General features: G+C 45.1%; 13 protein-coding genes. 5 read left to right on the forward strand and 8 right to left on the reverse strand.

The annotated features are described in order from the left end of the window. Window positions 1–97 precede the first annotated feature (97 nt). On the forward strand, window positions 98–2,437 hold the full coding sequence (locus ACNURT_RS04810) for a glycoside hydrolase family 3 protein (protein WP_419700774.1): 2,340 nt from the start codon (window positions 98–100) through the stop codon (window positions 2,435–2,437). A 183-nt stretch (window positions 2,438–2,620) separates the two neighbouring features. On the opposite strand, the gene ACNURT_RS04815 is transcribed toward ACNURT_RS04810, so the two are convergent. After that, the gene (locus tag ACNURT_RS04815; RefSeq protein WP_419700775.1) at window positions 2,621–2,932 is read right to left on the reverse strand and encodes a hypothetical protein; all 312 of its coding nucleotides are present in this window, start codon (window positions 2,930–2,932) and stop codon (window positions 2,621–2,623) included. Window positions 2,933–3,118: 186 nt separating this feature from the next. Here ACNURT_RS04815 and ACNURT_RS04820 point away from each other — a divergent pair, with 186 nt between their 5' ends. Further along, window positions 3,119–4,657 (forward strand): carboxylesterase/lipase family protein, encoded by a 1,539-nt coding sequence (locus ACNURT_RS04820; protein ID WP_419700776.1) that lies wholly within the window; start codon window positions 3,119–3,121, stop codon window positions 4,655–4,657. Between the two features lie 3 nt (window positions 4,658–4,660). Here ACNURT_RS04820 and prfH read toward each other — a convergent pair whose 3' ends face one another. From prfH to ACNURT_RS04845, 5 genes are all read right to left on the reverse strand, one after another. Beyond that, a complete protein-coding gene (gene prfH, locus ACNURT_RS04825; RefSeq protein ID WP_419700777.1) occupies window positions 4,661–5,275 on the reverse strand; it encodes a peptide chain release factor H in 615 nt (204 codons plus the stop codon). Window position 5,276: 1 nt separating this feature from the next. After that, a complete protein-coding gene (locus ACNURT_RS04830) occupies window positions 5,277–6,677 on the reverse strand; it encodes an RtcB family protein (RefSeq protein WP_419700778.1) in 1,401 nt (466 codons plus the stop codon). A gap of 12 nt (window positions 6,678–6,689) precedes the next feature. Beyond that, window positions 6,690–7,415: a hypothetical protein gene (locus ACNURT_RS04835; RefSeq protein WP_419700779.1), complete on the reverse strand. Its 726-nt coding sequence runs from the start codon at window positions 7,413–7,415 to the stop codon at window positions 6,690–6,692. Between the two features lie 435 nt (window positions 7,416–7,850). Further along, window positions 7,851–8,153 carry a winged helix-turn-helix domain-containing protein gene (locus ACNURT_RS04840; protein ID WP_419700780.1) on the reverse strand — a complete coding sequence of 101 codons (303 nt, stop codon included), beginning with the start codon at window positions 8,151–8,153 and terminating at the stop codon, window positions 7,851–7,853. Continuing rightward, window positions 8,150–8,749 carry a hypothetical protein gene (locus tag ACNURT_RS04845; protein WP_419702109.1) on the reverse strand — a complete coding sequence of 200 codons (600 nt, stop codon included), beginning with the start codon at window positions 8,747–8,749 and terminating at the stop codon, window positions 8,150–8,152. Before ACNURT_RS04845 ends, ACNURT_RS04840 begins: the two co-directional genes overlap by 4 nt. Window positions 8,750–9,778: 1,029 nt before the next feature. On the opposite strand from ACNURT_RS04845, the gene ACNURT_RS04850 reads away from it, so the two are divergent. Both ACNURT_RS04850 and ACNURT_RS04855 read left to right on the forward strand, forming a co-directional pair. Further along, window positions 9,779–10,603 (forward strand): DCC1-like thiol-disulfide oxidoreductase family protein, encoded by an 825-nt coding sequence (locus ACNURT_RS04850; protein WP_419700781.1) that lies wholly within the window; start codon window positions 9,779–9,781, stop codon window positions 10,601–10,603. After that, window positions 10,603–11,532, forward strand: a complete 930-nt coding sequence (locus ACNURT_RS04855; RefSeq protein ID WP_370994972.1) for a TIGR01777 family oxidoreductase — start codon at window positions 10,603–10,605, stop codon at window positions 11,530–11,532. Before ACNURT_RS04850 ends, ACNURT_RS04855 begins: the two co-directional genes overlap by 1 nt. A gap of 288 nt (window positions 11,533–11,820) precedes the next feature. On the opposite strand, the gene ACNURT_RS04860 is transcribed toward ACNURT_RS04855, so the two are convergent. Together ACNURT_RS04860 and ACNURT_RS04865 are read right to left on the reverse strand one after the other, a co-directional pair. Further along, window positions 11,821–13,035 (reverse strand): DUF3999 family protein, encoded by a 1,215-nt coding sequence (locus tag ACNURT_RS04860; protein WP_419700782.1) that lies wholly within the window; start codon window positions 13,033–13,035, stop codon window positions 11,821–11,823. Continuing rightward, complete coding sequence (locus ACNURT_RS04865; protein WP_419700783.1) at window positions 13,028–15,430, reverse strand: DUF2339 domain-containing protein; 2,403 nt, start codon at window positions 15,428–15,430, stop codon at window positions 13,028–13,030. The genes ACNURT_RS04860 and ACNURT_RS04865 overlap by 8 nt, the downstream gene beginning before the upstream one ends. Before the next feature lie 155 nt (window positions 15,431–15,585). On the opposite strand from ACNURT_RS04865, the gene ACNURT_RS04870 reads away from it, so the two are divergent. Further along, complete coding sequence (locus ACNURT_RS04870; protein WP_419700784.1) at window positions 15,586–17,967, forward strand: alpha-L-rhamnosidase C-terminal domain-containing protein; 2,382 nt, start codon at window positions 15,586–15,588, stop codon at window positions 17,965–17,967. Window positions 17,968–18,042: the final 75 nt, after the last annotated feature.

An 18,042-nucleotide genomic window follows, 5' to 3' on the forward strand; every position in this document is an offset into this window, starting at 1 on the left:
ACCGGTAGTCTAAAGACTACAAGCATAATGATCCGAAGTCGGAGACTTCGGATAGCGCAGTATTTTTAAATTAAGCTCCTATAAACCATTTAACTCCATGATGAATCAATTTAAATTCATAGCCTTACTGGGTCTGCTGCCTGCAACCGTAGCGATTGGTCAAACCAAATGGACAGAAAAGAAATCGGGCGACGTTGTTTGGGTGACTAATACAGGCGGGCAGAACCTGGGCTATTCCACCACATCGGGCGTAAAAATATTAACAGTGGACGGCCTGGCCTTTAAAGATCTGAACAAGAACGGAAAGCTGGATAAATATGAAGACTGGCGCCTGTCGGTTGATGTACGGGCGAATGATCTGGCGTCAAAAATGAGCGTTGAGCAAATTGCCGGTTTAATGTTATACAGTAAACATCAGCCCATACCTGCCGCTCCTGCCGGGCCTTTCGCAGGAACCTATGGCGGTAAGGTATTTGCCGAAAGCGGGGCTAAGCCTTATGATCTGTCTGATCAGCAAAAGCAATTCCTGGAAAAAGATAATGTAAGGCATGTGCTCATTACTTCGGTACAAAGTCCTGAGGCGGCAGCGCAATGGAATAATAACGCGCAGGCCTTTGTGGAGGGTTTAGGATTGGGTATCCCGAATAATAACAGTTCCGATCCGCGGCACGGCACTGTGGCCACCGCCGAATTTAACGCGGGAGCAGGCGGATCGATTTCTATGTGGCCGGGCTCGCTGGGTTTTGCCGCTACATTTGATCCCAGGGTGGTGGAAGATTTTGGTCATATCGCTGCCCTGGAATATCGCGCTTTGGGTATTGCTACAGCGCTATCGCCACAGGTGGATATCGCTACCGATCCGCGCTGGTGGCGGGTGAGTGGTACTTTTGGCGAAGATCCGCAGCTCTCGGCCGATATGGCGCGGGGGTATATTGATGGCTTTCAAACTTCTGTTGGCGATAAAGAGATCAATGGTGGATGGGGATATGGCAGTGTGAATGCCATGGTGAAACATTGGCCCGGAGGTGGTGCTGGTGAAGGCGGTCGCGACGCGCATTATGGCTATGGCAAGTATGCGGTTTATCCGGGCAACAACTTTAAACAACACCTGATCCCTTTTACCGAAGGTGCTTTTAAGCTGAAGGGTAAAACGGGTATGGCCGCGTCGGTAATGCCTTACTATACCATATCCTTTAACCAGGATGTAAAGAATAAAGAGAATGTTGCCAATAACTACAACTCCTATATTATTAACGACCTGCTCCGCAAGAAATATCATTTTGATGGCGTGGTATGTACCGATTGGCTGGTGACCGGCGATGAAACTGCGGTCGATCAGTTTTTGTCGGGCAAATCATGGGGTGTGGAAGGACTTTCGGTGGCGCAGCGGCATTACAAAGTATTGATGGCCGGTGTGGATCAGTTTGGTGGTAACAACGAAGTGGCGCCAGTGGTAGCCGCATACCAGATGGGTGTAAAAGAGCATGGCGAAACCTTTATGCGGGCACGGTTTGAGCAGTCGGCAGTACGCTTACTGCGTAACCTGTTCAGGACGGGACTTTTTGAAAATCCATACCTCGATCCGCAGGCATCAAAAAGTATCGTCGGTAACCCCGATTTTATGAATGCCGGTTACCAGGCGCAATTGAAATCTATTGTACTGCTGAAAAACAAGGGGAATGTGTTACCGCTTACCAAAAACAAAACGGTATATGTGCCCAAACAATTTACCCCGGCAGGCAAAAATTTCCTGGGTATGCAAACCCCAGAAAAGCTGGAATACCCGGTAAATATAGAAACGGTAAAAAAATATTTTAAAGTGACCGAAAATCCAGATGAAGCTGACTACGCCCTGGTGTTTATCAATAGCCCTAATAGTGGCGGTGGTTATAATAGCGACGATGCCAAAAATGGCGGCAACGGCTATGTGCCGGTAAGCTTGCAATATCAAAAATATACTGCGACCGATGCCCGCGCGACCAGTATAGCCGGCGGCGATCCGCTGGAAAAATTTACCAATCGTACCTATAAAGATAAATCGGCAACAGCTATCAATGTGACTGATCTGGCTATGGTAAATGACACTTATACCAAAATGAAAGGCAAGCCTGTGGTTGTTTCGGTTAATATGGCTAACCCTATGGTGTTTTCGGAGTTCGAAAAAAATGCCAATGCCATTGTGGTTGATTTTGGCGTACAGGGACAAGCGACATTAGATATATTGACCGGCAACAGCGAGCCATCGGCATTGCTACCGCTGCAAATGCCCGCTGATATGCACGCCGTTGAAAAACAGTTTGAAGATGTGCCCCATGATATGAAGTGCTATGTGGACGAACAGGGTAACACCTACGATTTTGGTTTTGGTTTGAACTGGAAAGGCGTTATCAATGACGCCCGTACGGCTAAGTATAAAAAAGGGGGTGTAAAGCCTTAGTTAGAATGCTCCATGTCATTTCGATAAACAGCGATGGACAAAAAGTGGTGGGGTGAGGAGAAATCTTCTGCGTAGTGCAGGGTTTCAATTGCAAATCGCAAAAGATTTCTCCTTGTGCCTCGTTCGAAATGACAACCCTTTTATTTCTTTCAAACAAAGGTGCCTTTGCAGGAAACTTTTATTTCATCCCCAAAATTCTTCGGTAGATGCAACCGGGGAAAGCAGCTCGAGCACTGGTTCAACTTCAAGGCCGCTGGCCCAAAGCCCGGCATCAAATTTTTTGAACGATGCTAAAGACGTCAGCAGCTCATGGGCAGCTTCGTTTTCAAATTGGTCAAAGTGCATAAATGTTTTTCCATCGGGCAGCAACCAGCAGCCGTACTTAATTCCTGGGTGGTTAAGTTCTTTTAATTCCTTTACGATACCGGCAATGTTTGCCTGGTTAATCGGTGCAAATTCAGGCGTGGTGGTGTATTGTACTCTTACTATTTTCATAATGATTAGTTTGGATGAGTAAAAATAAAGGCTAAATGCCAACCGTAAAACGGGCAAAAAAGACTTTTTACAGGGTGTTTTGCGACAAGTTGATAAAATGAATATTTATAATGCTTGTACGGATAAATATGAAAAGACCGGGTGTAAAACCATAAATTAGCTAATGGTAACCTTTAAAACATGATTATGAAAAACTGCTTGTTATTATCTGTAATGTTGTTGTACTGCACTTTAGTCAAGGCCCAAAAAGCCGATCTGGCCATAGTTAAAACCGATGCAGGGCTCGTTTCGGGCAGTACCAATGTTGCAGGAGATGTACATATATTTAAAGGGATCCCCTTCGCTGCCCCGCCGGTTGGCGATTTGCGGTGGAAAGCACCACAGCCGGCAAAATCATGGGAAGGTGTAAAACAATGTACTGCCTTTTCGGCCAGCCCCATGCAGCCTAAGCCTCGTGAGTTTGGTGTTTACACGCATGAATTTTTGATCCCGGATGAGCCCATCAGTGAGGATTGCCTGTACTTAAATATATGGACAGGTGCACGGTCATCTGCAGAAAAACGACCAGTATTGGTTTATATCTATGGTGGCGGCTTTTCGACGGGAGGTGCAGCCGTACCCATTTATGACGGCGAGGCCACCGCGAAAAAAGGGGTGGTGTTTGTGGTGATCAATTACCGTGTTGGCATATTTGGGTTTTTGGCCCATCCGGAACTGAGTAAAGAATCTGGTCATAATGCATCCGGAAATTATGGCTTGATGGATCAGCTGGCGGCCTTAAAATGGATCAAACAGAACATCAAAGCCTTTGGCGGTGATCCGGATAATGTTACCATTGCCGGGCAATCTGCCGGTTCCATAAGTGTAAATTACCTGGTGGCCTCTCCCTTAGGAAAGGACCTGTTTCAAAAAGCTATTGCCGAGAGCGGCGCTGGTTTTATCGGTCAGGAAGACTCTGAACTGGCCGGGGCTGAAGCCAATGGTGTAAAAACAGCGCAGGCATTGGGTGCTAATTCCATTGCCGAATTAAGGGCAAAACCGGCAGCCGAACTGGTGGGCAAAGGTCAGCAAAACCATCCCATTGTTGATGGCTATGTATTGCCTCAAAGTATAGCGCGGATTTTTGCCGAAAGTAAGCAGAACGACGTACCGCTGCTCACCGGTTGGAACGAGGACGATGCGTTTGTAGGCAAACTCAAAAACGCAGCAGATTACAGGGCCGAAGTATTGGAACAATACGGAATCCGGTCAAATGCTTTTATACAGCTTTACCCTGCCAATACTGATGCCGATGCGGTAACCTCACAGATCAGGATAAACCGCGACCGGCTGTTTGGAACACAAAATTATACCTGGGCCAATGTGCAAAGTGAAAAGGGCAAAGCAAAAGTATATGTTTATCGCTTTACCCGTCGCCTGCCCGCCACAGCCGATTTTATAAAGTATAGAGCTTTCCATTCCGGTGAAGTGGCCTACGCCTATGATAACCTTCAATTTTTAAACCGCCCATGGCAACCCGTTGATCATAAGCTGGCCTCTATCATATCAAATTACTGGGTGAACTTCGCCAAAACGGGCAACCCAAATGGTAAGGGCCTGCCCGCGTGGCCCACCTATAATACACATAGTAACCAGATCATGATACTGAGCGAAAAGCCAGCGGCAACTACGCTGCCTGATAAGGCGGCTTTGGATTTTATGCTGAAAGAAGTGAGCGGAAAATAAAGTTTACAGTTTCTGCTCAATCACCTTTACTGCGTTCCCCCGTTCTAATGAATGATGGGCCAGCCATTGGCTCTCGTGCTGTATTATCTGTTTTTCGGCTTGCCGGGCCATTACTTTGGCTTCCAGTCGGCCCAAGCAAAGCTTTTTGTTTTGTAGCTGCGAGCGGCTGTCCATGGTCATCACTTGTATACCGGTAGGGATATGGGTGCCGCGCACCGCAGTTTCTACCTTGTTTACATTTTGCCCGCCCGGGCCCGATGCCCGGGTGGTTTCGAGCTTTACATCTTTGATATCAAAAGCTGTTTGCTCATCCGTGTTAAAAATCCCAACACCTACAAACCAGTTTTTGCGTTTGTGGAATTTGCGGTAGGGGCTTTGAGCAATCCATTGTATAGTGCCCTGCCATTCATTTATAAACTTGCTTAGGTTGTTACCTTGCGCCAGTAATGTGGCCGACAGTAAGGTGCCGTTTGTACCTGCCGGTTTTTGTTCAACTACGGCAAGTTCTATCCCGGTTTGAGTGGCTTGCTTCAGCATCAGTTCCATTACTTTGTATACTACCCGGCAGCATTCCGCCGGACCTTTGCCTGCTGTTATTTGTATAATTACTTTTTCCATTTTATTCTTCGTTCATGCGTACAATGCGCGGTGAAAACACGCCTTGTACGATTATTAATTCCGTTTGTGCCTGCATGATCATTTCAATATCCTTATAGGCCGATGGGTTTTCTTCCAGGCTGCCGCCAATGAGAGAGACATCAGCCCCGGCCAGCATTTTTTTAAGAGCCGAATTGGTATTGCTTTCCCTGGCCTGTTGCCGGCTCATAGCCCGGCCCGCACCATGTGCCGCGGAGTATAAAGCTTCGGGTTTGCCCTTGCCTATCACCAGGTAAGCGGGAGCCGTCATGCTGCCGGGGATGATGCCTAACTCTCCGTCATGCGCGGGTGTCGCGCCTTTGCGATGGATAATTACTTCAGTACCATCGGCAAGCCGATCCTTCCAGGCAAAATTGTGATGATTCTCTACTTTGAATAGCGGTTTCAGACCTAATGCTTTAAGTAGATTGCTGTGGATGCGGTCGTGACAGGCCCTGGCATAATCACCTGCGAGGGTCATGCTCAGCCAGTATTCCCGTCCTGCTTCACTGTTCAGATCGAGCCAGGCCAGCGGTTGTACTTCGCGCGGCAGTTTGCAGGTATTCATGGCAATCTGCGTGTAGTGGCGGGCAATATTGGCTCCCAGTCCACGGCTACCCGAATGGCTAAGCAAAGCCATATACTTGTTGGCAGGTAAACCCATAGCGTTATTATCGGCCAGACTGACCTCCCCGATATCTACAAAATGATTACCACTGCCCGATGAACCCAACTGTTTCACGGCCTTACCATGCAGTTTTTTCAACAGCGGTGTTTCCCGGAATGCAGGATCGTCCAGCACTTCGTGATCCTGGCAAATATCAAGGGCGCCTTCCATACCGAAATGAGTATGGGTATTGATAGCCTGTTTGATCTGATGGGTATAGCGGTCGATAAATTTTTCGCCGGCATCTATAATGGTCAGCGCCATACGGCAGCCGATATCCATACCCACACCATAAGGGATCACCGCATTACGGGTGGCCAGTACACCGCCAATAGGCAGGCCGTAACCACTATGCGCATCTGGCATCAGAGCGCCTTGTACACTTACGGGTAATGACAGCGCCAGTTCCATTTGTTTTATAGCAGATGCCTCAATATGAGCCTCCCCATAAATTTTAAAAGGCAAGGTATGCTGTGTCAGTTCAAATGAGTTGGCAGTTTGCTTTATGGTGTCGCTCATAAATAACCCGGCTATTTTTTGTGTAGCAGGATCATTGAGGTACGTTTCGGGGCGGTTCCTGATATCGGCTAATAATGCGATGATATCATTGGCATTCCGGTGCTTAAAATATTTGGCTATGGTGTTGATGGCCATACTTTTTTGCTTATCAGTACTATAGCCTATGTTATCCAGTTGTTTTGTTTTCAAATAGCCCATAATGGCTTTGTTTTAATAATCCAGGTAGGCTTCTTTTGAGGCGTACCTGGGTTGGTTTTTTAATTTGTTAATGTATTGGGGTTTTTCAAAGGCATCAACCTTCCAATATCTGTAGCCTCCACCTTTTATCTTTTTAAGGCGAGGGTACAAGTGGTTGTATTTGATGTAGTTTTCAATTTCACTAAGTTCCTGCTCCAGCAATTCATCTACTTGTTGCACTTTATAGATGATGCGTGGTTTTATTGTCAATACAAATCGCCAGGTGTCAGTAAGGGCATAGGTGGTTTCCCATCTCCAGTACCTGTCATTCCAGGTTTCTTTAAGATAAAAATACTGCTTTTCTGCATCAGAAAAGTTAAATTTCTTACCGTGAAACTCAACATGATCAAACTCGCGAAGAGCTTGTTTTTTTTCCTTATACAGATAGCGTCTCTTCCGGATCTTACGTCTTTTGAATGATTTATCGGGATGATACCAAACGGTGTTGATTTTATTTAATAATTTCTCATAGAACGCTGCATCATCACTTCGCTTAATGTCATCTCTTAAAAGAAAAAGGCGCATCCAGCCCCTTTGGTAGGGCTTTTCGACCGGTACCATAGGCAACTTGCGGCGTCTTTCCCACAAATCATCCTGTAGTTTATCTAACCTTATCAGTTGCTTATCAAAGTCTTTTTTGACAAGCCGCTTTTTTCTCCTGGCCGATTTTTTAATGTACGGCCAATCATGTATGTCCATCGGACTTTACGTTTTAACGTTTTCAATTTTATTGGTGATTTTAAATGTTCGTCCACGGTGTGGATATACCCATTTTGAAAAGTGCAGCGCAAAACCTGGAACACGAAAAATCCGGACAAACAAAGTTTAAAGCTGATCAAAAGATCATCAGCAAACGGGTTTCAGTAAAATGAATAATGGTGATTGTCCGCCTGGTTGCAGGCAGCCGACTAATGGGATATGTTGGAGATACTTTCTTGCATGATTCCCGGTATTAAGTGATTAATAATGAGAATTGACCACAAAGATGGGAAATGTTTTTTAAAACGCAAAATGCGGCTGCCAGGTAATTGCTTTTAAAAGCAGGAGGCTCCTATGGAGCCGTTAGTATAGTATCAATAAATTAAGTTTTTGGCTCCATTGGAGCCCCCTTATAGCTTAGGCTGCCGGGTTTACTTAGTTCTTTTGCTGTTTAATCAGGTTTTCCAGCGCCTGCAAGTGTTTTTTAAAGGCGGCACGGCCTTTTTCGGTAACGGAGTAGCGGGTGTTAGGTTTACGGCCAATAAAGCTTTTTTGAACCTCCATATAAGCTTCCTTTTCCAGCGCTTTCAGGTGCGAGGCCAGGTTACCATCGGTAAGGTCCAGCAACTCCTTAAGCGAATTAAAGTCGTAGCTTTCATTAGCAACCAATACACTCATGATCTGCAGGCGTATGCGGTTTTCAAATGCTTTATCAAACTGATCTAACGAAATTTTCACGAATCGTATTTAAAGTGCATTACAGTGCCGTATATAATATGCAGCACGCCAAAACCAATAGTCCAAAGCAGCAGGCCATACCCCGGTATCAGCGCGGCGAGCAAACCTAATAAAATCTCAATGATCCCCAAACTCTTTACACCCGAATAGGTATAATGACTGCCGGCAACTAAAGCCAGGCCGTAAAATATCAGTGTGGCCGGAGCAACAATACCATAATGACCATGATAAATGAGAATAAAAGTAAACAGGCCACCACTTACCAATGGAATAGCCATATTGATTAACAATCTTTTACTGCCTGTACCCCAAAACGGCTGATTGGTTTTGCGGGCTTTTCTGTAGGATAGCCAAATACCTGTGCCAATGGAAAGAATCAAAACAGCGAAAGCCACCAAAAATAACTCGGCGATAGATACGATATTATCGCGTTCGTAATCACCGGTTTTAAGCAGGTTGTAACCAATTCCCGCGCCAATAAGGGCATAAATACCTGCCATAATGCCCGACAGGCCGCTAAGCGAAATGAACTTGGCCGAACGCTCCATCAGGTCGCGGATGGAGCTGAGCTCGGCGTGAACGTCTTTTTCTTCCATTGAAAGTGCTTTGATTTTCAAAGTTAATAAGATTGTTTGGAATTGCAAGAGGAGGGGAATAAAAACACTGTAAGTGCGAAGTTTAGATTTGTCATCCTGAGCGGAGCGAAGGACCTATTCTTCAACAAGCTTTCCCGTTGATTGTGTATTCAAAAATAACTTATTCCGGTGCTCATGCAGAGAGTATACCCGCTCTTGGCCGCGGGAGGGCCTTTATTTTGTAGCCACAAAGTAACCAGACCGAACGTAGTGAGATAATGAGCACTAATAAAATAGATAACTGCGAATAACGGCTTTCAGCAGAGAGGCTTCTTTACCGCACAAGACCTTTGCCCTGCAAAGCGGACAGAACCAGGGTTGCAATTATTTTGCCCCACTTTGTTCGCACATTTCCCTATGCTTCAGCAAAAACTTGCTATGCCCCGCATTCGCACGGTCCATCATTGTTCTGCCCGCTTTCGGTCGAAGCTTATCTACTGACGGGGAAAATAAATCATGTTAATCCTTTAATCCGAAAAATCAAGGTTCAGAAATCACTAATTCATTAACTCACTAATTCAATAATTAACCCGCGTTAGCGATAGCAGCGGATACCGGCCCGTGGCTAATGCCTTGTGGCGCGTATGAGCGGATAGCGCGAGCCGGAGGCAACGCCCTTATTAGCATCAAGAAAATCAACTCAATAATTAATAAGGCTGTTCTGCTGACGAAAAAGAAATCCTTATAATGTCGACTCTGTAATTCACTAACCCAGTAATTAAATCGTGGTAATTCTGAAATTCCTTTAATTGAGGTTCTGAAAAAATCACTAAATCAATAATTCATTAATTAGATCCCTCCACCCCGCGTTTTCCTGTTAACAAACGAAGAGCCTTAATAAGACATAACCAAGATGAGGATACAGCGTGAGGAAGGAAGAGAAATTGAAGAAAAGATTATTTTAATTATATTTTCAATAATTATTGAAAATTCAAAATAAATAGTAATTTTGTGTTATTGAATCATCTCTGAACATAAAATTATAGCAGTATGAAAACGCTAAATGATCATGTGGTACTTTTTGATGCCGAATGCCCCATGTGCAGTATATATACCCGGGCTTTTGTTAAAACCGGTATGCTGGCCGGTGATGGCCGGCAGGCCTATCAGCAAGCAGCCGAAAATAGCTGCCCGGTGTACGACCATCAGCGTGCTGCCGATGAAATTGCCCTCGTCAACCTTAAAACCGGCGAAGTTACTTATGGTATCAAAAGCCTGTTTAAAATTATAGGCAATACCTGGCCGGTATTCGCGCCGCTGTTTACATTTAAGCCGTTTGTATGGCTCATGAGCAAGCTTTACGCTTTTGTATCACATAATCGCCGGGTTATTATCCCGCCGGCTAAAAGTAGCGACGGCTTTGCATATCAGCCGACGTTTAAACTGTACTATCGGATAGCTTATTTGCTGTTCACCTGGTTTATTGTGGGCTACACGCTTACCGCATACGCGCATTTACTGAGCCCGATGATATCCCTGGGTAATGCTTACCGCGAGTATATGATCTGCGGCGGACAGATCATTTTTCAGGGAGCGGTGATGAGCTTTTGGGACCGCCGGCAAACCTGGACCTACCTGGGCAACATGATGACGATATCTTTGGCAGGCAGTTTGCTGCTTTTAATTCCGATGGCAATAAACCATTGGCTTCAATTTAGGTCTGAGGTGTATGCCTTGTATTTTATGGGGGTGGCCGGATTAATGTTTCTGGAGCACATCCGCAGAACTCAATTATTAAACCTGGGTTGGACATTGACCATTACCTGGGTTGCATACCGTATTATTTTGTTGGCACTGATCTTAAACCTGAACTAATGAAAACCTATAAAAAAATTGTACTCGCCGGTGGTAACGGTTATTTGGGTACCGTATTGGCGAATTATTATAAAGACAAGGCAAATGAAGTGATCATACTGGCCCGTAAACAGGCTAAAACGATCGATAACATCCGTACGGTAGTTTGGGATGGTAAGGCCGAAAACGGCTGGACGGTACAACTTTCCGGTGCCGATATGCTGATAAACCTTTGTGGTAAAAATGTAAACTGCCGTTATACCGAAAAAAACAAAGCCGAGATCATCACCTCCAGAGTTTTGCCTACCGAATTGCTTGGTCATGCCATACATAAAATGAGCAATCCTCCAAAATTGTGGATCAACGTAACCTCTGCTACGATATACCGTTATGCAGAAGACCATCCGCAGGATGAGGAAACCGGTGAAGTGGGCTATGGTTTTTCTATCGATGTATGTAAAATATGGGAAGAGGTTTTTCTGAAAAGCGAAACACCGCATACCCGTAAGGTGGCTTTGCGCATGGGTATTGTGTTAGGTCGCAGCGATAGTGTTTTCCCGCGTTTACTTAACCTGGTCAGGTTCGGGCTTGGGGGCAAACAAGGTACCGGTAAACAATATATTGCCTGGGTGCATGAACAGGATGTGGCGCGCAGCACACAATGGCTGCTTGATCATCCCGAAATTGAAGGAGTGGTTAACTGCACCGCGCCTGCCGCCATAAAAAATGCGGATATGATGCAAACTATACGCAAAAGCTATGGCATGCCATTTGGCCTGCCCGCACCCGAATGGCTGCTGGATATCGGGGCCATAGTGATTGGCACCGAACCCGAACTGATATTAAAAAGCCGCTGGGTAAAACCCAAACGCCTGCTCGATTCCGGCTTTACCTTTCAATATGAAAAAGCAGAATACGCGGTGCATGATATTTTGAGTATAAAGGGGTGAGAGGGTGACAACAGCAATAGCGGAGGTGCCATCATTCCTTCACATCACGTCATTGCAATGACGTGTGGTTTACTTAATCCCCCCGCTGCCGCAGGCTTTCAGCCCGTGGCAACCATATTCTCAGCTTTTAGCTGAAAACTAAAGCTGAAAGCTTTAATCATGCCACCCACGAGATACGCTGCGCTAATCTCGCGGGAGCGGAGGTGATTTTTAAATTTATGATAATTATCCGCGCTGTCCGAAGTCTCAGACTTCGGACGACTATGCCCGTAGTCTTCAGACTACCAATCATTCTTCTGCTTTTTTCTTCACCTCCTTGGTCATCTTCAAGGTTAAAAACAGCAGTAAACCTGCTGCTACCACAATAGCTATCCAAATGAACACCGTATAATCACGACCGGCTTTGGCAGGTTGTTTGGTTTGATAGGCGGCGTTTTGGCTAACCGTTTCATGATTGATTTGCGGGGTATTGTCACGGATGCTGTCCACAAAAAATTTAAGGTCATATTCAGGTGCCTGTACCGATTGATCGCCGGTCAGCAAACGGTAGCTTTGTTTATCATCCAGGTAACTGATCAGCGACTCGGCCGATTGGTAAGCATCTATGCTGCTAATGGTTAAAGGCAGATTATCGCCATTGTTTATTTGTATGATCAACTGATTAGACTTAGCGGCAATCAGCAGGTCGGTGCCTTTGGCGGAGTTTAGTTCGGCCTCGCTAAGGAGTTGCTTATCGCGGCCGATAACCTGGTAAACAGATACATCACGCTTAAAATATTTCGGAGCGGTTATGTTTAAATGCAGTTTGTTAACCTGGTAATTGTCGTTTAGCTTTAGGGTAATATACGTAGTTTTATTGCTATCTACACGGGTTAACTGAACCGGCGAAACTGGTGCATAGTTTAAGGTAGCTGCATACTCCGTATATATGCCAGCTTGTAAAAATTTGATGGGTGCTTTGTTCTTATCGTTTACCAGCAATTTAAAGTACCTGTAATTGCTTGCCGGGAACGAGAGCGATTGCATATAGGTGCCCTCGCTGTTTACCACCGCTTCCTGCAAAGGGATCTCTTCCTGAATAGCGAACCATTGTTTCAGATCGTCGCTGCCTACTAAATTTACTTTGCGTTGTACGGCGGTGTTTTGCAGCTTTATCCACAGGCGGTCGAGCGCCAGGCCTGTTTTATTTTCTACAATAAAAGTGGTGCCTGTATCGGTACTCAACCTCGCGTCAACCTGGTTAAATAGCACAAAACTTTTCTGATTCCGCTGGGGCAGGCTGCCCGCCTGTATATAAGGTATAAAATTACCTTTGGCATCAACTATCCGGACATCTGACAGATCGGCTTTGGCTTTGGCTACAAAAGCGGGCTGTAAAGTGATCCGGTAAAAACCGGTACTATCAACTTTTGGAAGGGCAGCCTGGTATTTAAAGTTTTGTTGTGCCGATGCCGATAGCACCAGTCCGCAAAATAGCGCTGTGACGGTTAATATTTTATTCATCCTTAGGTTTGGCTTCATCATCAACAATAATTTTTTTAACCTTTTGGTACATGAACGATATTATAAGCAGTATGATGCCCAGGCAAAAGAACGCCGCTATTTTACCCGCAACCGGTATGTTATTAATATCGAACAGGAATAATTTAAGCAACGTTAACGAAAACAGGCTTAATGATACTATCCGCATTACCCTTAACTTATGGCGCATCCCCAGCCACATGAGCGCAAAGGATAACAGTCCCCACAAAATAGGCAACCCGGTTTTAATGTAAACTGTTTCGATACGATCGATAGAATGGTTATTGCCGTAAAACAGCAAATTACTTAGCAGGCTTATCTCCAAACTTAAAAACAATACTACTGCCGCGCTGATAAGCCAGGTGAAGAATACTTTCATACCCGCATCCAGATTTTTCTGACTGAGGCGAATGATGCGGTAAAATAGCAAACCAACAAAAATGGCTGCTATCCAATGCGCCATGAAATGTCCGGCAGGTATCTTTTGCTGTTCCAGTATGAGGCGTTGCAAGGCGAAAAATTCGGGAGTTAAGACCAGGTAAACCGTAACACATATCATGAGTATGGCCAGCCTTATTTTTTCATTAAAATGGAGGGCTTTTACTTTTAACGATACCAGGTAATACGTATACACAAACACGGGCGTGTACAGCATCATGTATAATATATTAAGTGAGGTATAGGGGAAATGATTTACAAACTGATGGTTAACCTCAAATAAGCCACTTAAAAATAAAAGCGCAAGGGCCGTTATGCTGAAAACATGACGGTCGATAGTTAGCCCTTTTACTGCCGGCGATTCTTCCTTGCCTACCAGTACCGATAACAGGTACGAGCTTATGGCCGCAACCAGGGTAGTTATAAAACCCTTATTGGCAATAATGGTAAGGTTTAAGTTATTGTCTACGTATATCTGGTACCAGTCCATCAGCAGACTTAGCAGCATGGCCACCCAAAGCAGTAAAGAGGTAAGCTTCATTAACTGGATAGATGAACGCTGATACAGCCAATACAGCAACACGGTTTCGGACGCCCAGAAAATAGTAATACTGTGGCCATGCAGTTGTATAGGCGCAGCCAGCGAAATAAAGGTAAGCGTGATGCCGATGAGCAGGTACAAGATATTGGTATCAACCTTGCGGTTACGGAACAGCAGATAGGATAATACCAGGTTCACCACACCCAGGCTTATACAAAACAAGCCCCGGAATTGCTCTTCTTTCATCACCGTAAGCAGGTATAAACCGGCCGCGAAATACAGTGCTGTGTTACTGAGCAGGATGGTAAAATCAGAGGCGATGAATTTTTTATTTTCCTTAACGTTATGCGCCACATTGATGATAAAGTACAGCACATAAAAAATGCTGGCGTAAATAAAGCCGATATGATAGCTTGGCGCAGTAAGCGTGTACAACACGGATGCAAAAACAATAACCGTAAATACAAAGCTGATGATATTAAGCACCCGCCAGGCTTTAAAGTACGAGATGATGAGCAAGCCGGTATTCAGTATCAGCAGGTATATAAATAAGGCATCGTAATTGGCATGGCCGGTGCTTACCATAAACGGACTGGCAAAGCCGCCCACCAGGGCAATCACGGCCAGCTCCTGCTTATCATACAACAAGGATAGCAGTACAGCGAAAATGGTGATCACGATCAAAATAATGAAGGCAACCGTTTGGCTAAACAGATTGAACTGATGAAAAGCCAGTGTTATAGTAAAATAAAACATGGCTAAACCGCCGCCTACCAGTACCGAACTAAACGCCTTATAGCTATTACGCAAGCGATGGGCAATGCCTATTAAAATAGCCCCGCATACAACGCCGATACCCACACGGCCTATCGGGCCTACCCAATCATTATCAATGGCGTATTTTACAAAAAAGCCAATGGCTAAAACCAGTATGGCAATACCAATTTTGTTGATGAGGTTTTCGCCGATGAATTTTTCCAGGTCGGGATGGCTTTCAAAAAAGGACGGTTTCGGTTCTTTAGGTTTTGGCGGAGAAAAATCTCCGGTTTTAACCGGTCGGCGAATAGCGGATAGACTATCAGATATTACCTCAGGCTGCCGCTCAACATGATCGGGTTTAATAAATTCTGGTTTTGGTTGTACAACGGCCTCCGGTTGGGCGATATTTACCGGTTCATCAACCTTAACAACCGATGGTGTTTCGGTAGTAGAGGGTTTAGTTTCCTCCGCTTTTTTGCCGGGCTCTTCAAACAACTTATAAAGCTTAATTCCCTCTGTTAAACGTTTTAATTCAGCTAATTTATTATCAATATCGCTCAACTTACGGTTAGTATCCGTTTTGTTGCTTACTATTAAAAATATAATCAGGAGTAGTATACATATGGTTAAAATGTCCATTGGCAGAGGTTTAGTAAAAGGTTAAAGATAGATGATTTATGAAAAAAATCACATTTCATATAAATAATGTATATGCTAAATCAATTAACTATTTTAGCTTGCAATACAAGTAATAACGTCTCCCTGGTTGGTAAACACCATATTAAAACCTTATAATGAAGCTATTTTTAAAGCACTTCCTGTTACTCTGTTGGCTGTTGATCACGGCGAAAGCCTGGTCGCAAAACATTTCTCCATCGCTGTTGCATGGCGGCCATTGGAAAGCCGTGTGGATTACCGCGCCCGATGAACCTGCAAAAGATTACGGTGTTTATCATTTCCGGAAAAACATCAATCTGAGCACTAAACCCGCCTCATTTATTATACATGTATCGGCCGATAACCGGTACAAGCTCTATGTAAACCAAACGCTGGTATCCCTCGGCCCTGCCCGTGGCGATACCTATTATTGGAATTACGAAACCGTCGACCTGGCTCCGTACCTTAAGGCGGGCAACAACAGTATAGCCGCCCTGATCTGGAACGAGGGCGATTACCGCCCTGAGGCGCAGATCTCTCTCCGCACGGGTTTCATTATGCAGGGAAATACTGCTGCCGAAGAAATAGTGAACACCGATAAAACCTGGAAATGCGTCCGCGATAAAGCCTACCGGCCGCTTACCGGTATAGGCTATCATCCTTATTACGTTGCTGGTCCGGGCGAATGGGTAGATATGAACGTCGCTGTCAAAAACTGGAACGCTGTTGACTTTGACGACAGCTCCTGGAAAAATGCCGTCAAAATCGACTTTGGTAACCCTAAAGGTACTGTGAATGCTTTTGGCTGGATGCTGGTCCCTTCGTCCCTGCCGCAAATGGAACTCAAATATCAGCGCATCCCTGTGCTTCGCAAAGCAGAGGGCTTGAGCGTTCCTAAATCTTTTCCATCGGCAAAAACAACAGTCACCATACCAGCCAATGTTTCGGCTACTTTACTGCTCGATCAAACTTATTTAACCAACGCCTTTGTTACGCTTAATTTTAGCAAAGGGAAAAACGCGGCTATCAAACTAACTTATGCCGAATCTATGTTCAACAGTTTAGATCATGGTATAGTTAAAGGTAACCGGAATGATGTGGAGGGCAAAATTTTGGCAGGTCGGCGGGATAGTATCATTTCTGATGGCTCTGCCAGTCAAACATTTACTACCCTGGCCTGGCGCACTTACCGCTACATCCAGCTGCAGGTTAAAACAGGTGATGAGCCTTTGATTATTGATGATATTTACGGAACATTCACCGGTTATCCATTCCAGCTGAACGCTAAACTGGAAACCGGCAAGCCCGAAATACAAAAGATACTAGACATTGGCTGGCGCACCGCCCGCCTTTGTGCCGGCGAAACCTATACCGATTGTCCCTACTACGAGCAGCTGCAATACGTTGGTGATACACGTATACAAGCCCTGGTATCCTACTATAACAGCGGCGACGATCGCCTGGCCCGCAATGCCATCAACCAGATGGATCAGTCGCGAGTGGCCGAGGGGGTAACGCTGAGCCGCCATCCGTCATTTTCGCCGCAGATCATTTCAACTTTTTCGTTATGGTACATCGGTATGCTGCATGATTACTGGATGTACCGGCCCGACAGCGCCTTTGTAAAAGATAAGCTGGAGGGGGTAAGGTCTGTACTGGCTTTCTTTAACAAATATCAACAAGCCGATGGTTCGCTGAAAGATACGCCTTACTGGACTTTTGTTGACTGGGTAAGCGATAAAGGCTGGAACTTTGGTGAGGCCCCGCAAAGCAAGGAAGGGCATTCGGCGGTATTGGATCTGCAATTGATGTGGGCTTATAACCAGGCCGCCGAAATGGAATCTAAAATGGGCATGGCTGCTTTTGCCGAAATGTATAAGGCGAAAGCCGCGCAGTTAAAAACTACTATTCAAAATAAATACTGGGATGCCGGCAGGCAATTGTATGCCGATACGGAGGACAAACAACTGTTTTCGCAACATACCAATACGCTGGCTGTATTAACCGGTATGCTGGCCGATGCCGATGCAACGGCAGTATGCAAAAAAATGCTTACCGATACCTCCATCACCAAATGCACTATCTATTTTAAATATTACCTGCACCAGGCTTTAATAAAAGGAGGTTTTGGAAACGATTACCTGCAATGGCTGGATATATGGCGCAAGAACATCGATATGGGCCTTACCACCTGGGCCGAAATATCCGATCTGGAACATAACCGCTCCGATTGCCACGCCTGGGGTGCCAGTCCGAATATTGAGTTTTACCGCACAATATTAGGGGTGGATAGCTATGCACCGGGCTTTAACCAGGTAAAAATAGAGCCCCATTTAGGCGACTTGAAAAGCGTAAGCGGTGAAATTCCGCATCCAAATGGTAAGCTGTCGGTAAAGTATCAATTGGAGAAAAGTAAGTGGTTGGTATGGATCAGCCTACCTCCAAACACATCGGGAGTGTTTATATGGAAAGGCAAAAGTTACCCGGTTAAGGCAGGGGAGAATAAACTAAGCATTTAAAAAAGCTGATCTTTCCCACATGATAAAAAATCCAAAACCGAAAAGCTGAAAATATGTTTAAGATGATACAAAACT

Origin of the sequence: Mucilaginibacter sp. NFX135, assembly GCF_048565145.1 — a bacterium.
In the GTDB taxonomy this organism is placed as follows: domain Bacteria; phylum Bacteroidota; class Bacteroidia; order Sphingobacteriales; family Sphingobacteriaceae; genus Mucilaginibacter.

Coding starts and splice junctions, on each gene's coding strand:
- ACNURT_RS04810 (WP_419700774.1), top strand. CDS start 98: ATGATGAATCAATTTAAATTCATAGCCTTACTGGGTCTGCTGCCTGCA.
- ACNURT_RS04815 (WP_419700775.1), bottom strand. CDS start 2,932: ATGAAAATAGTAAGAGTACAATACACCACCACGCCTGAATTTGCACCG.
- ACNURT_RS04820 (WP_419700776.1), top strand. CDS start 3,119: ATGAAAAACTGCTTGTTATTATCTGTAATGTTGTTGTACTGCACTTTA.
- prfH (WP_419700777.1), bottom strand. CDS start 5,275: ATGGAAAAAGTAATTATACAAATAACAGCAGGCAAAGGTCCGGCGGAA.
- ACNURT_RS04830 (WP_419700778.1), bottom strand. CDS start 6,677: ATGGGCTATTTGAAAACAAAACAACTGGATAACATAGGCTATAGTACT.
- ACNURT_RS04835 (WP_419700779.1), bottom strand. CDS start 7,415: ATGGACATACATGATTGGCCGTACATTAAAAAATCGGCCAGGAGAAAA.
- ACNURT_RS04845 (WP_419702109.1), bottom strand. CDS start 8,749: ATGGAAGAAAAAGACGTTCACGCCGAGCTCAGCTCCATCCGCGACCTG.
- ACNURT_RS04850 (WP_419700781.1), top strand. CDS start 9,779: ATGAAAACGCTAAATGATCATGTGGTACTTTTTGATGCCGAATGCCCC.
- ACNURT_RS04855 (WP_370994972.1), top strand. CDS start 10,603: ATGAAAACCTATAAAAAAATTGTACTCGCCGGTGGTAACGGTTATTTG.
- ACNURT_RS04860 (WP_419700782.1), bottom strand. CDS start 13,035: ATGAATAAAATATTAACCGTCACAGCGCTATTTTGCGGACTGGTGCTA.
- ACNURT_RS04865 (WP_419700783.1), bottom strand. CDS start 15,430: ATGGACATTTTAACCATATGTATACTACTCCTGATTATATTTTTAATA.
- ACNURT_RS04870 (WP_419700784.1), top strand. CDS start 15,586: ATGAAGCTATTTTTAAAGCACTTCCTGTTACTCTGTTGGCTGTTGATC.